Raw genomic sequence first — 18,787 nt, forward strand, 5'->3', positions numbered from 1 at the left:
GATGAGTTGTGAAGGATGATTTTTGTTGAAACCGGTTCCTTCATTGTTCCTCACTCACCATTCGGCATCTATAACCCATCATTTACAAAGAGTTCCGCAGCCACGCGGTCGGCAAAGAGCTTACCCGATTCGGTTAAAGTTAGCGTACGGTTTTCGCACGAGAGCCAGCCCAACTGGTATAAGTTCTGTAATTCGGTCTGCTGTAAAGCCTCAAAACTGGTTCCGGCTAAAACCGTCAATTCGTGCAGATCGCACCCCCATTTGGTTCGCAAACCGGTCAGCAGGTATTCATTCACCCGGTCAGCACGCGACAACACCTCAACTGTCCCGGGAATTTCGCCCTGGCTGATAGCCCTAATATACTGCGCATTGTTGGCAACATTGTACTGACGGCTTCGTCCATTGAACGAGTGCGCACTCGGGCCGATACCGAGGTAAGGGCGTTGCTTCCAGTAACTACTGTTGTGCCGGGCTTCCCAGCCCGACTGCGCAAAATTCGAAATTTCATACTGCTCGTATCCGTGCTCAGCCAGCGTTTTTACCAGCATGGCAAACTGCTCAGCCGCAAAGTCATCCTCGGCCGCCTGAAATTTCCCTTTTTTCAGCCAGTTGCCAAAAACCGTACCCGATTCAATAGTGAGGCAATATGCCGAGATATGCGGCACCGAGAGCGCCAGAGCTTTGGTGAGATCAGCCTGCCAGGTTTCGTGCGTTTCGGCTGGAACACCGTATATCAAATCGATGGTCAGGTTGCTAAACCCGGCTTCCTGCGTCAGTGCCACGCACCGCTCCGCTTCGGTGGCCGAATGGGCCCGATTCATCAGACGAAGCGTAGGCTCATGAAAGGATTGAATACCAATGCTCAACCGATTGACATATTGGCGAAACGCGTACAATCGACGCAACGGATCCGATGGGGGCCCGATCAGATCATCCGGATTGGCTTCGAGCGTGATTTCGGCATCTGGTGCCACGGTGTAATGCCGGTGAATGGTTTCAAAAAGCTGACCAAGCTCGGCATCCGACAACAGCGACGGCGTTCCTCCTCCTAAATAAATAGTTTCCAGGTGCTGAGTGGGCAAATACGTTTTTTGCAGCTCAATTTCCCGGCAAAGTGCATCAACCAGGGCACTCTTCTGCTTCAGGCTCGTACTGAAATGAAAATCGCAGTAATGGCAGGCTTGTTTACAAAAAGGAATATGAACGTACAGATGCATCGGCCCCATTACAAATCTTACGCTCATCCAGTTCCCCAACCACGACTCTTCGCCCTTAATCGAGTTTTTTCTCCAGAATCAGTGTGGTATGGCTGTTGGGGTTAGCGATGGTACCAATGATGTCAAAACCGTGCCGCAGGTTCAGAATCAGCATATCACGCCATTGGTTCCGGGTATGTGTTCGAATGGTATGGTATCCGTTGTTTTTGCACCAGTCGTGCTGCCGGTGCATCAGCTCGCCCGCAATACCCTGCCGCCGGTACGCTGGATCCACGCAACCCAGCCAACTGTAGAAATGCCCCGGTTTCCGCTGGTAGCCCATTTTGTAGCCCACTACGGTTTGTCCGTCAAGGGCCATCTCCGTCAGTAGACTCCGAGTTCGAACGTCTTCAAATTCCTGAAGAAGCTCTTCCGGCTTCTGTCCGGAAAAAATACGTTGATGTACTTCAATAAGGCCCCGGAGCAGGGGTTCGGGAGGAAGCCCGTTGTAACGTTCATATCGAATTTGCATGCTGCAAAATTGGTACAAATCGGCTACGATTACCTTATCGAACGGTCCTAAAAAAGTATTCTGACTGGTGTAGCAGCTTACTTATCGGGACATTTTTTGCAGTGTTTCCCCTTCTTCTTCCACTTTTTGCAACACTTTTTGAACACGCAGTCGGTGTCACCCAGAAAAGGATTGAAGCCCAATTCTTTGGAAGAATCTGTCAATAAGGAAAATTCAGGCGATTTTTCAAGTATTTCGTTCATGGCGCTTTCAACATGGCATAACAAAAGTAGTGCTTATTTAGAATAAGTACAAATATTGTTTTCCACGAATGATTGCTAAAAGGCACCAACTTCAGAACTACAATTCAAATTCGCCCTTCATGTACAACCTGACCTGACCGCCAATTTCGACCCGCTCGTCGACCAGCTTGCACCGCAGGTAGCCTCCACGTTTGGACACCTGGCGCGCCGTCAACTCCGTCTTGCCCAGCTTCTGCGCCCAGTACGGAATCAGGGTGGTGTGCGCCGATCCCGTTACCGGATCTTCATCGATTCCTGATTGCGGACCAAAAAACCGGGAAACGAAATCAACCGGATTCTCTTCGGTTGGGTCACCGGGAGCGGTCACAATGATGCCGCGCGCCGGAATGGTGGCCAGCTCCCGGAAATCAGGCTGCATCTCCTGAATCGATTGGGCATCCTCAAACACAATCAGGTAATCGGTTTTTCCTTTCAGGACCTCAATAGGCTTGCTCTCGCCCAGACTCGTTTCCAGCGCGGGTGGTTGAATGGCAATGTGGGTGCTATCAATTGGAAAGTCCAGAATCAGCCAGTCTGCTTCGCGCCGAACGTTCAGGACCCCACTCCGAGAGTCAAAGGAAATAAAGTCTCCTTCCTCCGTTTTTTCGAGGGAAAAAATCACGTGGGCCGTTGCCAGCGTCGCATGACCGCACAAATCCACCTCCACCGTGGGCGTGAACCAGCGAATGTGGTAGCGGGAACTGGCCGGATCGACCGGTACGTAAAAAGCCGTTTCAGCCAGGTTATTTTCAGCCGCAATGGCCAGCATGGTTTCGTCGGGAAGCCAGTCAGTTAACGGACAAACGGCCGCCGGATTGCCACCAAAAAGCTGATCGGTAAACGCATCAAGTTGATAAAGGCGCATGGGCATAAGGTTGTGTGATGGTGTCAGCGAGTTGCCAATGACAGTTGATTTTCTAGATCCCGCAACCGGGACAGGGTAAACTCTTTCAAAGACGGAATTTTAAGCGTTGCCAGCGCAAACTTCGGGTCATCGAATTCGTAGTCGGCTGGTACCGACACGGTCAGCATCTCGGCGGCATGCGCGGCTTTCAGGCCATTACCGGAATCTTCAAACGCCACGCAGGCCCGGGGATCGACACCCAGTTTGGTAGCGGCTCCCAAATACACGTCTGGATGCGGTTTGTTGCGTTTTTCCAGCGTAGCCGAATGCCAAACCGTAAAATACGGTCGAATATTGAGCCGATCAATGACCACTTCAATCAAGTGCATGGGCGACGCCGACGCAATGGCCATCGGAATACCCTGCTGCCGAAACAACTCCAGCACTTCCGGAACACCCGGCATCGGTCCCGCATGTCTGCCAATGGCGTCATACGCCCCCTGAATGATATCCGTATTTACTTCTTCCAGAGTACGGTTACTCCACGGGTGTTTTTCGTACCAATACCGAACCACGGTATCCGTCGGTAACCCTGTCGTTCGTTTGCACATTTCGTCGTCCATTTCCAGGCCAACCGTGCGAAATACCTCAATTTCTACCTCCCGCCAATACGGCTCTGAATCGACCAACAGGCCGTCCATGTCAAATATCGCTGCTTGAATCATTTCTTTTACTATACGCTGTTTACGGTTTTTGGTTTGCAGTTGACTATGAATTCGTGCACGAGCCATCCCGTATGCCGCAATCCGTAAACCAATCCTTGGAATTTAAACGTCCGCTTGTCGAAACGGTTTTATGTCGATCCGCTCCCAGACTTTATTTGTAACATAAACTTCATTTTTCAGCCAATCGTTTAGCTGCTCTTCCGAATCAAAGTCCAGCAGCAGCATCGAACCAATCATTTTGCCGTCGGGGTCCAGCAAAGCACCGCCCAGGATGAACTGATGGCTGGCTTTTAAACGGCGGGCTCCCTCAAAATGGCTTGGCCGAACCGCCATACGCCGATCTATTGCCTGATCATCCGTGTAATCATAAGCGTGCAGTACGTATAACATAAGTGCAATCAATTCTCAAAAAAGGGTACATAAACCAACAAACTGCCTCTGTTTCTGATCAAATCTAATCCTTTTCCCATTTTCTCGCTAATTTCATCATCGAAAAGCCAACAAGCGTCTCACTCATCAATGAAACAACATTTAATTGTCCTGGGTTGCCTGCTACGTATCACCGCAACAGCCCAAATGCCCCCGAATACTTCACCCCAACTTACCGTTGAAAAAATTATGCAGGACCCCAAGGGGTGGATTGGGACATCGCCCTCCGCTATTTTCTGGGCGGAGGATTCGAAAACCATTTATTTCAACTGGAATCCGGTGCAAGCCAAAGCGGATTCGCTGTATAAAATAACGCTGACGGGCAATCGTCAGCCCGTTAAAGTTTCTCCCGCCGACCGAACCGCTCTCCCTCCGGCTACGGGCGGAACGTATAACCGTGCACGTACCCGTAAGCTGTATGAAAAAGACGGAGACCTCTTTGTACTCGACTGCAAAATCGGCAAAAATAACTCATCCACGCTGCGTCAGCTCACCAATACCGTAGAACGGGAAAGTAATCCTGCATTCAGCGGTGACGAGAAAAAAGTCATTTTTACGCGGGCAAATAACCTGTTTGCCATCACACTGGCAACCGGTAAATTGACGCAACTCACCCACCTCGATCCGGGAACCAAAAAAGCCGACCCAAAAGCCAATGACCAGGAAGCCTGGCTCCGACGCGATCAGCTAGCCTTGTTTGACGTTCTGAAAGAGCGCAAAGCCAAGAAGGACGAAGGCGAAAAAATCACCAAAAATGGCCCGCCGAAGCGTCCGAAACAATTCTATACGGAAGGCAAAACCGTGCAAAACCCTCAACTCAGCCCCGACGGCCGGTTTGTCACCTTTTCGCTCGTTAAATCGGCGCAAGGAGCTAAAACTGCCATTGTTCCCAACTACGTAACCGAATCGGGGTTTACGGAAGACCTCACAACCCGCACCAAAGTGGGAGCGCCATTTTCGAGCGCCGAGCTATATGTTTATGACATTCAACGCGATACCATCCAGGCGGTTTCTACCAAAACGCTGCCCGGTATTACGGATCTGCCAGATTACCGCCAAACCGCAGCATCACCCGTTCCCGACAGTAGCTTCCGGCGCAACCCGGCAAACCGTGGAACGACTCTCACCGACACTACCCAAAAAAGTCAGAAACCGTCGGAGCGCAGCGTTACAATCAGTGGGCCAATCTGGTCGGAAGACGGAAAATACGCCGTTCTCATCGTCCGTGCCCACGACAACAAGGACCGCTGGATTGTGCGGCTCGACCCGGTGACCCGGACCCTTAAAGTACTGGATCGACAACGCGACGAAGCCTGGGTGGGCGGCTTTGGAGCTTCCATCGCAACAACGGGCTTTCTGGCTGACAACCAGACGTTGTATTTCCTGTCGGAGGTAGATGGGTACTCCCATGTTTACACCGTCAATGTCGAAACGGGAGCGAAAAAGCAGCTTACCAAAGGCAAATTTGAAGTGCAGCAAATCCAGCTATCCAACGATAAAAAACACTTCTACCTGACTACCAATGAAGTGCACCCCGGTGAGCAGCATTTTTACCGTATGACCGTCGACGGCGGAGCGCGCGTGAAACTCACCACCATGACCGGTGCCAACGATGTGACATTCTCGCCCGACGAAACCAAGCTGGCCATCCGCTATTCCTACAGCAACAAACCGTGGGAGTTGTACGTAATGGACAATCAAGCCGTGACCACGAAGACAAAACAACAGAAAGCGGAAAATGCTACGCAACCGGTTCAGTTGACACAGTCCCTAACGCCGGAATTTAAGGCGTATCCCTGGCGAGACCCCGAACTGGTGACTATTCCGGCCCGCGATGGGCAGACTATTTACGGACGGCTTTACAAACCCGCCAAACCTAATGGCAAAGCCGTTCTGTTTGTGCACGGAGCGGGGTATCTGCAAAATGCCCACAAGTGGTGGAGTCAGTATTTTCGCGAATACATGTTCCATAACCTGCTGGCCGACAAAGGCTATACGGTTCTGGATATCGACTACCGGGCCAGCGCGGGCTACGGACGCGACTGGCGAACGGGGATTTACCGGCACATGGGCGGAAAAGACCTGACCGACAACGTGGATGCAGCTCAGTGGCTCATCAAAACGCAGGGTGTCGACGCGAAACGGATCGGCCTATACGGCGGTTCGTACGGCGGTTTTATTACACTCATGGCCCTATTTACCACCCCTGATGTGTTTGCCGCCGGGGCCGCGCTACGTCCTGTTACCGACTGGGCGGCCTACAACCACGGGTATACGGCCAATATTCTGAACGAACCCTACGCCGATACCCTATCCTACCGACGCAGTTCGCCAATTTATTTTGCAAATGGTTTGAAAGGCCACTTGCTGATCTGCCACGGCATGGTTGATGTCAATGTGCATTATCAGGATGTTGTTCGGCTCACCCAGCGGCTGATCGAACTGCGAAAAGAAAACTGGGAAGTTGCCTCGTATCCCGTTGAAGATCACGCCTTTGTTGAGCCAACCAGTTGGATGGATGAATACAAGCGCATCCTCAAATTATTTGAAGAGCGGCTTTGACGGGCACGAACTAAGCTCCATGTAGCGTTGTTATAAAAATAGGCGTTTCGAAACCGGGAACGCCCTTTTTTTACCCTTTTTCCACTCAACTTTTTCGCATGACCATTAACCGCAAGGAGTTTCTGCTGTCACTCCTCCTGTCCACCACGCTCTTTCTGTCGGGGTGCAAGACCAACGCGCCCGGAAACGAACCGGACCCCGAACCGGATGCTTATCTGGTCAGCAGTTCTGAGGTTCGTTCCTTGACCCGGGCACAGTTGCAAGCTCAAATTGGTCAGCAGCTTCCGGCCCAGCTAAATGCTCTTATCGGAAGTTTTCTGCGCAACGATGTAAAGGTTTACAAGCTGGTTTATAACACCAAATTACCCGATGGCACGGCCACCAAAGCATCAGGTGCGGTGATTGTTCCATCGTCTACAACCGCCGTTCCCATGCTCAGCCAGCAACACGGCACCATTCTGAGCGATGCCGATGCGCCGTCCAATTTTGGCCCGAACAGCGATGCCGCTTTTGGCGGTACGTTGTTTGCCTCAACCGGTTTTATTCTAGCTTGTCCGGATTACATCGGCTACGGTGAGTCGAAGGACGTTCCGCACACTTACGAACACCGCGAAGGGTTGGCCAAAGCCTCAATTGATATGCTCCGGGCGACGAAGGAGTTTATCAAGAAAAATAATATTAAGTGGGATGAGCGTCTGTTTTTGACCGGCTACTCCGAAGGGGGCTATGCGACGATGGCGCTGCAAAAGAAGATTGAAGAAGAATTTCCGTCGGAATTCAACCTGGTGGCTTCCAGCGTCGGAGCGGGTGCCTACCACAAATCCGCGTTCATGAAGTACATCATCAACGAAAAAACGCACGGCATTGCGACTTATAATCGCCTGTATCTGTGGACCATGCTGACGTACAACACCCTTTACAAGCTCGGCAAACCGATGAGCTATTACCTGAAAGAGCCGTATGCGTCGCAGGTGGCCCAGAACGGTACGAACGTCAATATCAATGTCAGCATCAGTGACATCTTTACCGATAGTTTTAAGAAAGCGATCAACGACGGAACTGACAAAGGTTTTCTGGATGCGGTGAAGGACAATGATGTGCACGACTGGAAGCCGAAAACGCCAACTTACCTGTACCACGGAACTGCCGACAATCTGGTGTTTTATTTCAATTCCAAAGATGCCCACGATGCCATGAAAGCCCGGGGGGCAGCAACGGTTGAATTAACCCCACTTGACGGGAAAAACCACAGCACGGCGGTCATGGACTATTTGAGCTACACGTTTCTGAGATTTAGCAGCCTCCAGTGAGTCTACCTGCTAGCCTAATTCTTACCAAAAACCTTCCGCAGCCGGAAGGTTTTTGTTTTTTTACCCAACAATTCACCACGCAAGCTGGTTATAAGCGGAGACTCATATATCATACCAACCATTAGTCATGAAAAAATTGTGGATAGCAGCATTGCTGGTCACCTTCGGGTTTGCCGCCAATGCACAGACGGTGAAAGAGGAAGCAAAAGAAAGCGCACACCATGCCGGCCAGGCCGTAAACAAGGCTGCCGATAATGTTGCCGACGAAACGCGCGAAACTTCGCAGGAAGTAAAACAGAAAGCGAAGAAAGCCGGGAAGAAAATAAATAAAGCCGCTGATGATGCGGGCGACGAGATTCGGGAAACCTCGAAAGAAACGAAGCAAAAAGCCCGTGAAGCCAAACGCAAAACCGGTAAAAAAATAGAAGAAACCGGCGAGAAAATGCAGGAAAACTAAAAGTAGTTGAATACTGAAAGGGAGAAAAAGAATTTGGGAGGAGTGTAATTACCTTCCCTGGATTCTTCTTCTCCCTTTCGCTTTTTAATTCCTTTTACCCGTCATCTTCTTGATAAACGCCGTTTCAGCCGGAATATAGGGCTGGCCGTTTTCGCGGAAGATATCGTGGAACCAGACAGGCGGCTCAGCCGTGTATTGCTTCTGCCACGAATCCCACGGATAAATAGTATTTGACTTACCGGAGACAAAGCCCCAGTTCATCATTCCTACTTTTTCGGTTTTCGCAATGGGCAGGAAACCTTCAAATGTGCTGCCCGCCGGACGTGCCATGTACTCCGTACAAATCAGGGGTCGCCCAAACTTCTGGAGATCCTGCACCCGTTTTTTAAATTCTTCGGGCTTGCCATAGTTGTGAAACGTGATGACGTCGGAGTTTTGAACCAGAAACCGGTTCATGTCATCCATTTTTTCGAGCGACGACCAATCACCTTTCCAGGGACCGGCGGTAATGGGTTGCGTTGGTTTCGCTTCGCGCGCCCAGCCAAAACCCGCCTTGACCAGTTCAACGCCCAGTTGGGCCTTGTTGGGTAACTCGGTTTTGATTTTGCCGTTCCGACCGTAGCTGTTGGCATTGTCATTATCCGGTTCGTTCACAATGTCCCAGGCCAGAATTCGCTGGTCATTGCGGAATGTGCTGACAATATCCTTCACGTAGCTACGAAGACTTTCCCACTTGCTTTTGTCGCTCAGGATAGCCGAACCCGGGCCCTGTACCCAGCCTGAATTGTGCCGTCCCAAAATGGGTTCGCGCTGTTTGCCAAGTTTCGGCTGTGGATCCCAGCACGAATCGAACAACACCATCATCGGTTTGATTTTGTGCTTGGCGCACAGGGCCAGAAACTGGTCAATCCGCTTTTTGAAACCCGCAGCGTCCTGACGCCATACCATATCGTGCAGGAAAACCCGCATGGTATTCATGCCCAGTCCTTCGGCATAGCCCAATTCTTTGTCGATTGTTTTCGGATCAAAACTTTCGGCCTGCCACATTTCCAGCTGGTTGATGGCCGTAGCCGGCATGTAGTTGCTCCCAACCAGCCAGGGCTGGCGGTTGTACCAGTCATTAGCCTGTTTCACCGTCCATTGCTGAGCTGTCGCCGTCAAAGACCAGACCGTCAGGAGTGCGACCAATACGGTTTTTATGCTAAATTCTATTCTGTATTTCATTCTGAAGCAGCAGGTTCAAACGACAAATTTATTTCACCGAAAAGCGGTATTCTGTGGTGGTTTTATACGTTTCGCCCGGTTTCAGCACCGTGCTGGGAAACTTTGACTGATTAGGCGAATCGGGAAAATGCTGGGTTTCCAGGCAGAAAGCATGCCGCTTTTCGTACGATTTTCCAGCTTTGCCCGTTACTTTCCCGTTCAAGAAGTTACCACCGTAAAACTGCACACCGGGTTCGGTTGTCAACACGTCCATGCTGATTCCCGTTTGCGGAGATGTGACGGTTGCAATCAGGCGCGGCTCGGCGGTCTGTCCACCATTCAACACAAAATTATGATCGAAGCCTCCGCCGTTTTTAATCTGCGGATGGTCAGCATCCTGACGCTCGCCAATAGCTACCGGTTTGCGCAGATCAAACGGTGTTCCGGCCACGGGTGCCAGCTCACCCGTCGGGATCAGGGTGGCATCTACCGGTGTGTAGCGGTCAGCATTGATCTGGATCAGGTGGTCGGCAACCGAGCCGGCCCCTTCGCCGTTCAGGTTGAAGTACGCGTGGTTGGTCAGGTTGACAACGGTGGCTTTGTCCGTTGTAGCCTGATAGTCAATCCGGATACCGTTATCATCGGTCAGGGTGTAAGTGACGTCAACAGTCAGCGTTCCGGGGTAATTTTCTTCCCCATCGAGCGAGACATAACGCAGTTTTAGGCTGTTGTTTCCGGCCGGTGTAGCTTCCCACATTCGGGCGTTAAAGCCTTTTTTGCCGCCGTGCAACGAATTCGGACCGTTGTTCGTGGCCAGCTTGTACGTTTTGCCATCGAGCGTAAACTGACCTTTGGCGATCCGATTTCCGTACCGTCCGACCAGTGTGCCGAAGAACGATTCATTCGCCAGGTAATCATCAATGCTGCTGTGGCCCAGGTTCACATCCACCATCTTACCGGTTTTATCCGGAACCAGGATACTTACAATCCGTCCGCCGTAATTGGTGATGGCGACCTTCATGCCCTTGGCATTGGTCAAGACGTATAAATCATTGGATTTGCCATCGACCTCTTTCTGAAAACGCGATCGTTCGGGTAAACCACTGGCAGAATCAGCGGCCGCTGTGCTTGTACTATCCGACATAGTTGAGGATTCTTGTTGCTTTTGAGAGTTATTACAACCGACCAGCATGCCCAGCAGGACGGCGGAGAGAATATATTGTTTCATAGTAAAAGGTATTGGATTATTGGTACGACGGCCCCGCGAAACCGTTGAATCGATCCGGAAACCAAGCGCCAAATATCCAACTTATTTTATAAAATCTACAATCCTAGTTCGTTTGGGTTGACGCCGGTATCGCGGGCCGACATCCGGAAAATCGCCAATATTTCTTCGTAGCTAACCAACCGACCGCTGATATAATCCTGTTCTTCAGGATCGGCAAAGCCCTGCTTTTCGTGCAAATCCCGAATGTTGGCGTAAACCGTTATCAGCACATCCTGAAAAAAATCCTTGAATTGTTGCTCCGTTGCCATGATACCAAAAGGAAATTTTAGACAAAATTACTCGTTTCGCCCCGGTGGATCTTCAGCTGAACGGGATTCGTGAATCTAGCGTTAGACCAGTAGCAACAGCCGGACAACCTTCCGGTTTATTTCGTGGTCATTTCCCATTCCGTTTGTATCTTTGAGTATGAGCAACCCCGTTTCTGTTCAACTTTTTGGAATTACCCGTGAGATTGTCGGTGCGTCCGCGCTTACGGTCGACCTGCCCGCGACTGGTCAGGTTGGCGGTTTATTGGCGCAGTTAAAAGAACAATACCCCGCCCTGACAGGCCTCCGTTCGCTGCTGGTAGCCGTCAACGGCGAATACGCTGAGATCGACCAACTGATTCACCCCAACGACGAAATCGCCCTCATTCCTCCCGTCAGCGGAGGCTAGAATCAATTAAAAATTAAGAGTGAAGAATGAAAAGTTGGCTGACGCACGAGCGGCCCGGATAATCTTTTCTTTTAACTTTTAACTCTTCTATGGTTACAATTACAACAGAGCCTATTGATATGAATGCGGCCTACCGACAGGTCTCGTCGGATGCCGCTGGGGCCATAACGTTCTTTTTCGGAACGGTTCGCGACAATACCCAAAATCGTCCCGTTGAACGGCTGGAATACGAAGCCTATGACCGAATGGCGCTGGCCAAAATGCAGGAAATTGCCGACGAAGCCTGCCAGCGCTGGGATGTCCGGAACTACGTAATCATTCACCGCAAAGGCAATCTGGCGATTGGCGACATTGCTGTCTTGATTGCCGTCGCAACGCCCCACCGGGCCGACGCTTTTGATGCCTGCCGCTACATTATCGATACCCTCAAACAACAGGTGCCGATCTGGAAAAAAGAGATTTTTGAAGACGGTCAGGTCTGGGTGGATGCTCACCCCTGACCTGCCAGCAGCAACGGTTTAGAAATCAAACTCAATATGGGTTCGGGGCGTCCGGTCTTTGCTGACCTCACGCGGCTTGATGGCATAGCGCGCCATAATCGGATAATGATCCGAGTATTTAACATCCTGGTAAGTGACGAAGTTGACGGGTTCCAGAAACCGTGCGTTATAAAACTGATTATCAATGCGCAAGTATCCCGGAGCCTTGTTGTAACTGAACCCAAATCCCTGGCCAGCATCCTCAAAGGCATTGCGCAGCAGTCGGCGTAATTTGCCGTATGTATAGCTATAGGGCGTATCGTTAAAATCACCACAGATGATAACGGGATGCGGGCTGTTGCGATAATATTCTTCGATGCGGGCAATCTGATTCCGGCGATGGGTGAAGCCCTGCCGCAGCTGGCGCAGAACGCCCTGCGTATTTTCTTTTACCCGATTGGTTTCCCGTTCGTTCAGCATACCGCCCACCCGGATTCCCATCGACTGCAAGTGAACGCTGATGACCCGAACGGTATCGGGGCCCACTTTTACATCGGCCCAGACCAGGCCGTTAAAATTGTCGAAAACCTCATCTCCCCGCTTTACGATCGGGTACCGCGAGAATAAGGCAACGCCGATAAACTTACCGTCTTTTTCTTTCAGGTCTTCCCGCTCGGGTGAGTGCAGAACGGCGTAATACGGATAACCGGCCCGTTCCAGCCGCCGGATGGTCTTAAATACCACCGACGAACTGTTGTCATAAAACTCCTGAAAGCATTTCACGTCCGACGGTTCTTTCAACACCCAGTCAATCATGCGGTTGGCATCGTCGGGGCGCTCGGTATCCACCAGATCGTATTTGTTAAAGCCCATGACGTTGTAACTCATGACCTGCAACGTCAAGCGTTTTTCTTCCTTCCCGCCCGATTTCCCCAGCGCGAAAGTACGTCGCCAGAACGGAATGCCGATCAGCATCGTAACGACGGGCAATAACACCCGCCAGGGATGAGTCAATGCCCAGAATAGGATAAAAACCAGATTGACCCCCCACGCTATCGGCAACGAAATCATCAACACACTTGCTGTCCAGTGACCGGTTGGCACTTCATAGAGTAAGTAATAAACCAGCAACGTATACAGGAATAGCAACAGGTTTAGAGACCAGAACAGCGATAAAAAAAACGAAGAAACCAGTACGCCAAGCCTAAGCGAAAATTTCATACGAACGAATCAGATGGGTGCGGATCACGCAAACCGAACTATTTCAGTAACGACGGATCTAGGGCGTAGAGGTACAAAGGTACGAACGTTTGTTCGGAAAACAGCCCGTTTGCTCAGGAGTTAAAATTGTTCTGATCCGATCTACAAAAATTGATTGGGAAACAATTTAGAAAATTCATATCTTTGCAAGACTTAGCAGCATTTATGCATGTCAGGGAGTTATTAACTCCCTTTTTTGTTAATTTATGGATGTAAAGGCGAAAGTTAACGAACTGTTACAGCCGTATCTGAACGAAGATCAGTATTTTGTCGTTGATATCCAGGTATCTCCTTCCCGTACTCGTGCTAAAATAACCGTTTTGCTGGACAGTGATACCGGGATTACGATTGATGAGTGTGCATCGATCAGTCGTCGGTTAGGCAACCAATTGGAAGAGCTGGAAGTTTTTGACGGCCAAGCTTTTACGCTGGAGGTATCGTCGCCGGGTGTGGATGAACCCCTGGTGATGAAGCGGCAATATCTGAAAAACGTAGGTCGGGAGATCGACGTGTTACTCCATGATGGCCAGACCCGGAGAGGGAAATTGGAAACCGTTGCGGACGATCACATCGTGATTACGGAAAAACTGCTTAAAAAGCCCAAGAAGAACGATCCGCCGATTGAACCAACGGCCATTCCGTTTACCGAAATAAAGAAAAGCACAATACAAGTTTCATTTAAATGAAAGGCGGTTTTCAAGTACGTTTTCAGTTGGTTTTTCTGTTCCCTCTGACTGAAAACCCGTAACTGATTACTACAAACTGAAAAAACTGAAGACTGAAATTATGGATAGCGGAATACTCATTGAGTCGTTTGCAGACTTTGCACGGTCGAAAAATATTGACCGCCCGACCATGATCAAAATTCTGGAAGATGTTTTCCGGACAATGATTCGCAAAAAATACGGTACCGACGAGAACTTTGATGTCATTATCAACGCCGAAAGCGGTGACCTCGAAATGTGGCGCACCCGCGAGATTGTAGACGACAACTCGGAGGATATCTGGGATTACGACAAAATTCCGCTGGCCGAAGCCCGCAAAATTCAGTCTGACTTTGAAGTAGGCGAGGAAGTAGCCGAAGAAGTAAAACTGGAAGATTTTGGCCGCCGGGTAGTGCAAACCGCCCGTCAGACGCTCATTCAGAAAATCAAAGATTTAGAAAAAGAGCTTCTTTACGATAAATATAAGAATCAGGTAGGTGATTTGGTAAACGCTGAAGTCTACCAATTGCTAAAAAATGAAGTAATTTTGCTCGACAATGAAGGCAATGAAATCAGCCTTCCGAAGAATGAGCAGATTCCGAAAGACCGCTATCGCAAAGGGGAACCCACGAAAGCCGTTGTTCACCGCGTGGAAATGATCAATGGTACACCCAAGATTGTTCTGTCACGCACGTCGCCCGTGTTTCTGGAGCGCTTGTTCGAAAACGAGATTCCGGAAATCTACGACGGCCTGATTTCGATTCGCCGGATTGTTCGCGAGCCTGGCGAACGGGCCAAAGTTGCCGTTGAATCGTACGACGACCGGATTGACCCGGTAGGTGCCTGCGTTGGGATGAAGGGATCCCGGATTCACAGCATCGTCCGGGAATTGGGCAACGAAAATATTGACGTCATTAATTATACCGATAACTTTGAACTCTTGATCAGCCGGGCGTTGAGCCCCGCCAAGATCAGCACGATGCAGGTTGACCGCGATGCCAAACGCGTATCGGTTTTCCTGAAACCCGATCAGGTGTCGCTGGCCATCGGTAAAGGTGGTCAGAATATTAAACTGGCGGGCCGCTTAGTCGGAATGGAAATCGATGTCTTCCGGGACGTTGAAGGGCAGGAAGACGACGAAGATGTCGATCTGTCTGAATTCAGTGACGAAATCGATACCTGGATGATCGATGAGTTGCGCCGGGTTGGTCTGGATACGGCCAAAAGTGTGCTGGCCCGTACGAAAGACGAGCTAGTTCGGATGACCGATCTGGAAGAAGACACGATTGAGGAAATTCTGGCCATCTTACGCCAGGAATTTGAGTAATAATGATGAATGATAAAGGGTGGAGGATGAATTAAGTTGATCCATTCATCGTTCCTCATATAGATGCATCATTTAAAAGTTTTTTTCATTCTAAACCATTTGTATGGCAGAAGATAAATCCATGCGCCTTAGCCAAGTGGCAAAAATACTCGGAGTAGGTTCGTCTACTGTGGTGAGTCGTCTTTCTGCCAAAGGGATTAAGGTTGATAGTAACCCCAATGGCAAGATTTCCAATGAACAGGTGGAAATCTTGGCAAAGGAATTCGGTAATACTGAACTATTGAATGGTGGAACGGTCCGCAAACCCGCTCCTGAACCTGTTGTACCCGAGCCCAAACGCCGGGACGACGATGATTTGCCGCAATATTTCCGTAACGAACCCGTGCGGCCGTCGCAACCGACTCCTCCTGTGCCCCCCCAACCGGCACCAGTACAGGAGGCCCCTGCGGCACCAAAGCCCCAACCCGTTGTTCAGCCCCAAACGGTTGTAGCGGAAAAAGTTGAGGCCCCGGCTCCAAGCCAACCCAAGCCTGAACCGGCTCCAGCACCGGCCCCTGTGCCTCAACCCGCTCCGGCGCCCGTTGAAGCGCGTCAGCAGCCTGCGCCTGTGCCACCCGCTCCCGCGGCAGAGCCGCGTGAAACACCCGTGGCTAAACCGGAAGCAACAGCACCGATTATTGAAAATAAACCGGAGCCGACGCAGCCAGCGGCTACACCCCCGGTTGCAGAACCAACGCGTCCGGCTGAACCAACTCAGGCAGAAACACGTCCGCAAGTGACTCAACCGGAAACCAAGGAACCCGCTGCGCCGGAATTATCCTCTCCCCGATTACCAGGATTAACGGTATTGGGAAAAATCGATCTAGATCGAAATAAACAGAGTCAGCAACGTTCGAACGACCCCAATGCTCGTCAGCAGCATCCTAATCGGGGAGACGGCAATCGGCCTCATGGTGGTCGCCCGGATCGTCCGGACAACCGATCTGGCCAGGGCCCCAATCGGCCAGATGGCGGTTCACGCGACCGTCGCCCCGACCGTCCGAACGATAATCGTGGCGATCAAAACCGGAACCGTCCGAATGATAACCGCGGGCAGCAACCTGCCCGTCCGGCAGAACCACGGCCCGTTGTTCCCCCAACTCCCCCACCACCGGTTCAACCGGAGCCGGTTACGGAGTTGCAGGAACCGGTTGAAACCATTCGGGCACGCGGTGAGCAACTGCGCGGTCTGACGGTTCTGGGAACCATTGAACTTCCTTCTGACCGTAATAAGCGTCAAAATGGCCCGGTGGCTTCTACCGACGACCGGGATAAAAAACGGAAGCGGAAACGGCTCCGTCGTGATCCAGTAGGCGGGCCTTCAACCGGCACGCAACCACAAACGGGTCCGGGTGGAGCTCCGCGCAACCGCGATGCCAACGCCCCCAACAATCGGAACCAGCAACAAGGGCAGGGACAAGGCCAGGGCAATAAGCCAGCTACCCCAGCAACCGGTGGTGGTGCGGCTAATGCAAACAAAGGAAAAACCGGTCGGAACAACCGCGATCGTCGGGAGGAACCAACCGAACGCGAAGTAAAAGATTCGATCAAAGCGACGCAGGCCCGGATGACCGGTAACAGACCCAATCGGGGTGCCGATCGTCGCCGGGATCGTCGTCAGGAGCGGGCTGAACGCGAACGCGAGCGGCTTGACCTCGAAAACGAAGAAGCAAAAATCCTGAAGGTGACGGAGTTTGTGTCGGCCAACGACCTGGCTTCACTGATGGATGTTTCGGTCAATGAAGTCATTGCAACCTGTATGAGTCTGGGGATGTTTGTCTCCATTAACCAACGACTGGATGCAGAAGCCATTACCGTTATTGCCGATGAATTTGGTTACGAAGTACAATTTGTATCAGCAGAAGAAGAGATCGAATCAGGTCTGGTTGAAGAACCGGATGCCGAAGAAGATCTGGTTACCCGGGCACCCATTGTTACCATTATGGGTCACGTTGACCACGGTAAAACGTCGTTGCTTGACTATATTCGCCGGACGCGCGTTGCCGCTGGTGAAGCTGGGGGTATTACGCAGCACATTGGTGCTTATAGCGTAAAAACCGCCGACGATCGGATGATTACATTCCTTGATACGCCGGGTCACGAAGCCTTTACGGCTATGCGGGCACGGGGAGCAAAGGTAACCGACGTTGTTATCATCGTGATTGCGGCCGACGACAGCGTCATGCCTCAAACCCGGGAAGCCATCAACCACGCTCAAGTAGCGGGTAGCCCAATTGTCTTTGCTTTTAGCAAAATTGATAAACCAGGCGCCAATACGGAGAAAATTCGGGAAGAGCTGTCGCAGATGAACATGCTTGTTGAGGAGTGGGGCGGTAAATACCAGACGCAGGAAATCTCATCGAAATCTGGCCAGGGTATTTCAGAACTACTCGAAAAAGTACTGCTCGAAGCTGAATTGCTCGAACTGAAAGCCAACCCGAACAAGCGGGCCTCCGGTACGGTTATTGAAGCCGAGTTGGACAAAGGCCGGGGCTATGTTACCACCATGCTCGTGCAGACCGGGACACTCCGGCAGGGCGATATCGTGCTGGTAGGAGCTCACTTTGGCCGCATTCGGGCTATGACCAGCGACATCGGCCTGCGCATGAAAGAAGCGGGCCCATCAACACCGGTCCAGATTCTGGGTTTACCCGGTGCACCGCAGTCCGGTGATAAGTTTAACGTGATGGAAACGGAGCGTGAAGCCCGCGAAATTGCCAACAAACGGGAGCAATTGCTGCGTGAACAGAACCTCCGCACTCGCAAGCACATCACGCTGGAAGAAATTGGCCGCCGGAAAGCGATCGGTAACTTCAAAGAACTGAACGTGATTGTCAAAGGTGACGTAGACGGCTCAGTGGAAGCCCTGTCCGACTCGTTGCTGCAATTGTCAACGGAAGAAGTACAGGTCAATATCATCCACAAAGCGGTGGGTCAGATTTCCGAATCGGATATTCTGCTTGCCTCGGCATCGGATGCCATTATCGTCGGCTTCCAGGTGCGCCCCTCCGTCAGCGCCCGTCGCCTGGCCGAACAGGAACAGATCGAGATCCGCCTGTACTCAATTATTTACGACGCGATTAACGAAGTTCGGGATGCCATGGAAGGTCTGTTGGCCCCCACTACTGAAGAAGTCATTGTGGGTAACATTGATGTTCGGGAGGTCTTCAAGATCAGCCGTATAGGAACTGTAGCGGGTTGTATGGTAACGGAAGGGATTATCCGCCGAAACAACAAAGTTCGGGTGGTTCGCGACTTTATCGTAGTACATACCGGCGAAATCAGCGCCTTGAAACGTTTCAAAGACGACGTCAATGAAGTCCGGAACGGTTACGAATGTGGTTTGAGCATCAAAAACTTCAACGATATTCAGGTCGGTGATACGATTGAAAGCTTCGAACTGAAAGAAGTAAAACGGACGCTGTAAGCGCTTCCATTATAATTGCTGAAAAAGCCTTTATCCCGTTTGGGGTAAAGGCTTTTTTGATATATTGATT

General features: G+C 51.0%; 17 protein-coding genes. 8 read left to right on the forward strand and 9 right to left on the reverse strand.

Annotated elements, in window-relative coordinates; all coding sequences use genetic code 11:
* Positions 1–68 precede the first annotated feature (68 nt).
* The 5 genes from hemW to ACYVH9_RS15290 form a co-directional block, all read right to left on the reverse strand.
* Complete coding sequence (gene hemW, locus ACYVH9_RS15270) at positions 69–1,217, reverse strand: radical SAM family heme chaperone HemW (RefSeq protein WP_460637597.1); 1,149 nt, start codon at positions 1,215–1,217, stop codon at positions 69–71.
* A gap of 55 nt (positions 1,218–1,272) precedes the next feature.
* A complete protein-coding gene (locus ACYVH9_RS15275; RefSeq protein WP_460637229.1) occupies positions 1,273–1,728 on the reverse strand; it encodes a GNAT family N-acetyltransferase in 456 nt (151 codons plus the stop codon).
* A 339-nt stretch (positions 1,729–2,067) separates the two neighbouring features.
* The gene (locus ACYVH9_RS15280) at positions 2,068–2,874 is read right to left on the reverse strand and encodes a PhzF family phenazine biosynthesis protein (protein WP_460637230.1); all 807 of its coding nucleotides are present in this window, start codon (positions 2,872–2,874) and stop codon (positions 2,068–2,070) included.
* Positions 2,875–2,897: 23 nt separating this feature from the next.
* Positions 2,898–3,578 (reverse strand): hexitol phosphatase HxpB, encoded by a 681-nt coding sequence (gene hxpB, locus ACYVH9_RS15285; RefSeq protein ID WP_460637231.1) that lies wholly within the window; start codon positions 3,576–3,578, stop codon positions 2,898–2,900.
* 102 nt (positions 3,579–3,680) lie between these two features.
* Complete coding sequence (locus ACYVH9_RS15290; protein WP_460637232.1) at positions 3,681–3,968, reverse strand: YciI family protein; 288 nt, start codon at positions 3,966–3,968, stop codon at positions 3,681–3,683.
* 129 nt (positions 3,969–4,097) lie between these two features.
* Here ACYVH9_RS15290 and ACYVH9_RS15295 point away from each other — a divergent pair, with 129 nt between their 5' ends.
* The 3 genes from ACYVH9_RS15295 (at position 4,098) to ACYVH9_RS15305 (ending at position 8,336) form a co-directional block, all read left to right on the forward strand.
* Entirely contained in the window at positions 4,098–6,569 is a 2,472-nt protein-coding gene (locus ACYVH9_RS15295) for a S9 family peptidase (RefSeq protein WP_460637233.1), read from the forward strand.
* Positions 6,570–6,667: 98 nt separating this feature from the next.
* Positions 6,668–7,879: an alpha/beta hydrolase family protein gene (locus ACYVH9_RS15300; protein ID WP_460637234.1), complete on the forward strand. Its 1,212-nt coding sequence runs from the start codon at positions 6,668–6,670 to the stop codon at positions 7,877–7,879.
* Between the two features lie 127 nt (positions 7,880–8,006).
* Positions 8,007–8,336, forward strand: a complete 330-nt coding sequence (locus ACYVH9_RS15305) for a hypothetical protein (protein ID WP_460637235.1) — start codon at positions 8,007–8,009, stop codon at positions 8,334–8,336.
* Positions 8,337–8,420: 84 nt separating this feature from the next.
* On the opposite strand, the gene ACYVH9_RS15310 is transcribed toward ACYVH9_RS15305, so the two are convergent.
* From ACYVH9_RS15310 to ACYVH9_RS15320, 3 genes are all read right to left on the reverse strand, one after another.
* A complete protein-coding gene (locus tag ACYVH9_RS15310; RefSeq protein ID WP_460637236.1) occupies positions 8,421–9,560 on the reverse strand; it encodes a cellulase family glycosylhydrolase in 1,140 nt (379 codons plus the stop codon).
* Between the two features lie 28 nt (positions 9,561–9,588).
* Positions 9,589–10,683, reverse strand: a complete 1,095-nt coding sequence (locus tag ACYVH9_RS15315; RefSeq protein WP_460637237.1) for an aldose epimerase family protein — start codon at positions 10,681–10,683, stop codon at positions 9,589–9,591.
* 179 nt (positions 10,684–10,862) lie between these two features.
* Complete coding sequence (locus tag ACYVH9_RS15320) at positions 10,863–11,075, reverse strand: hypothetical protein (RefSeq protein ID WP_460637238.1); 213 nt, start codon at positions 11,073–11,075, stop codon at positions 10,863–10,865.
* Positions 11,076–11,232: 157 nt separating this feature from the next.
* On the opposite strand from ACYVH9_RS15320, the gene ACYVH9_RS15325 reads away from it, so the two are divergent.
* Together ACYVH9_RS15325 and ACYVH9_RS15330 are read left to right on the forward strand one after the other, a co-directional pair.
* Positions 11,233–11,481, forward strand: a complete 249-nt coding sequence (locus tag ACYVH9_RS15325; RefSeq protein ID WP_460637239.1) for a MoaD/ThiS family protein — start codon at positions 11,233–11,235, stop codon at positions 11,479–11,481.
* Positions 11,482–11,570: 89 nt separating this feature from the next.
* Positions 11,571–11,981: a molybdenum cofactor biosynthesis protein MoaE gene (locus tag ACYVH9_RS15330; protein WP_460637240.1), complete on the forward strand. Its 411-nt coding sequence runs from the start codon at positions 11,571–11,573 to the stop codon at positions 11,979–11,981.
* Positions 11,982–11,999: 18 nt separating this feature from the next.
* Here ACYVH9_RS15330 and ACYVH9_RS15335 read toward each other — a convergent pair whose 3' ends face one another.
* The gene (locus ACYVH9_RS15335; protein ID WP_460637241.1) at positions 12,000–13,181 is read right to left on the reverse strand and encodes an endonuclease/exonuclease/phosphatase family protein; all 1,182 of its coding nucleotides are present in this window, start codon (positions 13,179–13,181) and stop codon (positions 12,000–12,002) included.
* Between the two features lie 245 nt (positions 13,182–13,426).
* On the opposite strand from ACYVH9_RS15335, the gene ACYVH9_RS15340 reads away from it, so the two are divergent.
* From ACYVH9_RS15340 to infB, 3 genes are all read left to right on the forward strand, one after another.
* Complete coding sequence (locus ACYVH9_RS15340; RefSeq protein ID WP_460637242.1) at positions 13,427–13,906, forward strand: ribosome maturation factor RimP; 480 nt, start codon at positions 13,427–13,429, stop codon at positions 13,904–13,906.
* Positions 13,907–14,006: 100 nt separating this feature from the next.
* Positions 14,007–15,251, forward strand: a complete 1,245-nt coding sequence (gene nusA / locus ACYVH9_RS15345; protein WP_460637243.1) for a transcription termination factor NusA — start codon at positions 14,007–14,009, stop codon at positions 15,249–15,251.
* A 103-nt stretch (positions 15,252–15,354) separates the two neighbouring features.
* A complete protein-coding gene (gene infB / locus ACYVH9_RS15350) occupies positions 15,355–18,717 on the forward strand; it encodes a translation initiation factor IF-2 (protein ID WP_460637244.1) in 3,363 nt (1,120 codons plus the stop codon).
* Positions 18,718–18,787 lie beyond the last annotated feature (70 nt).

This window comes from Larkinella harenae (assembly GCF_054780515.1).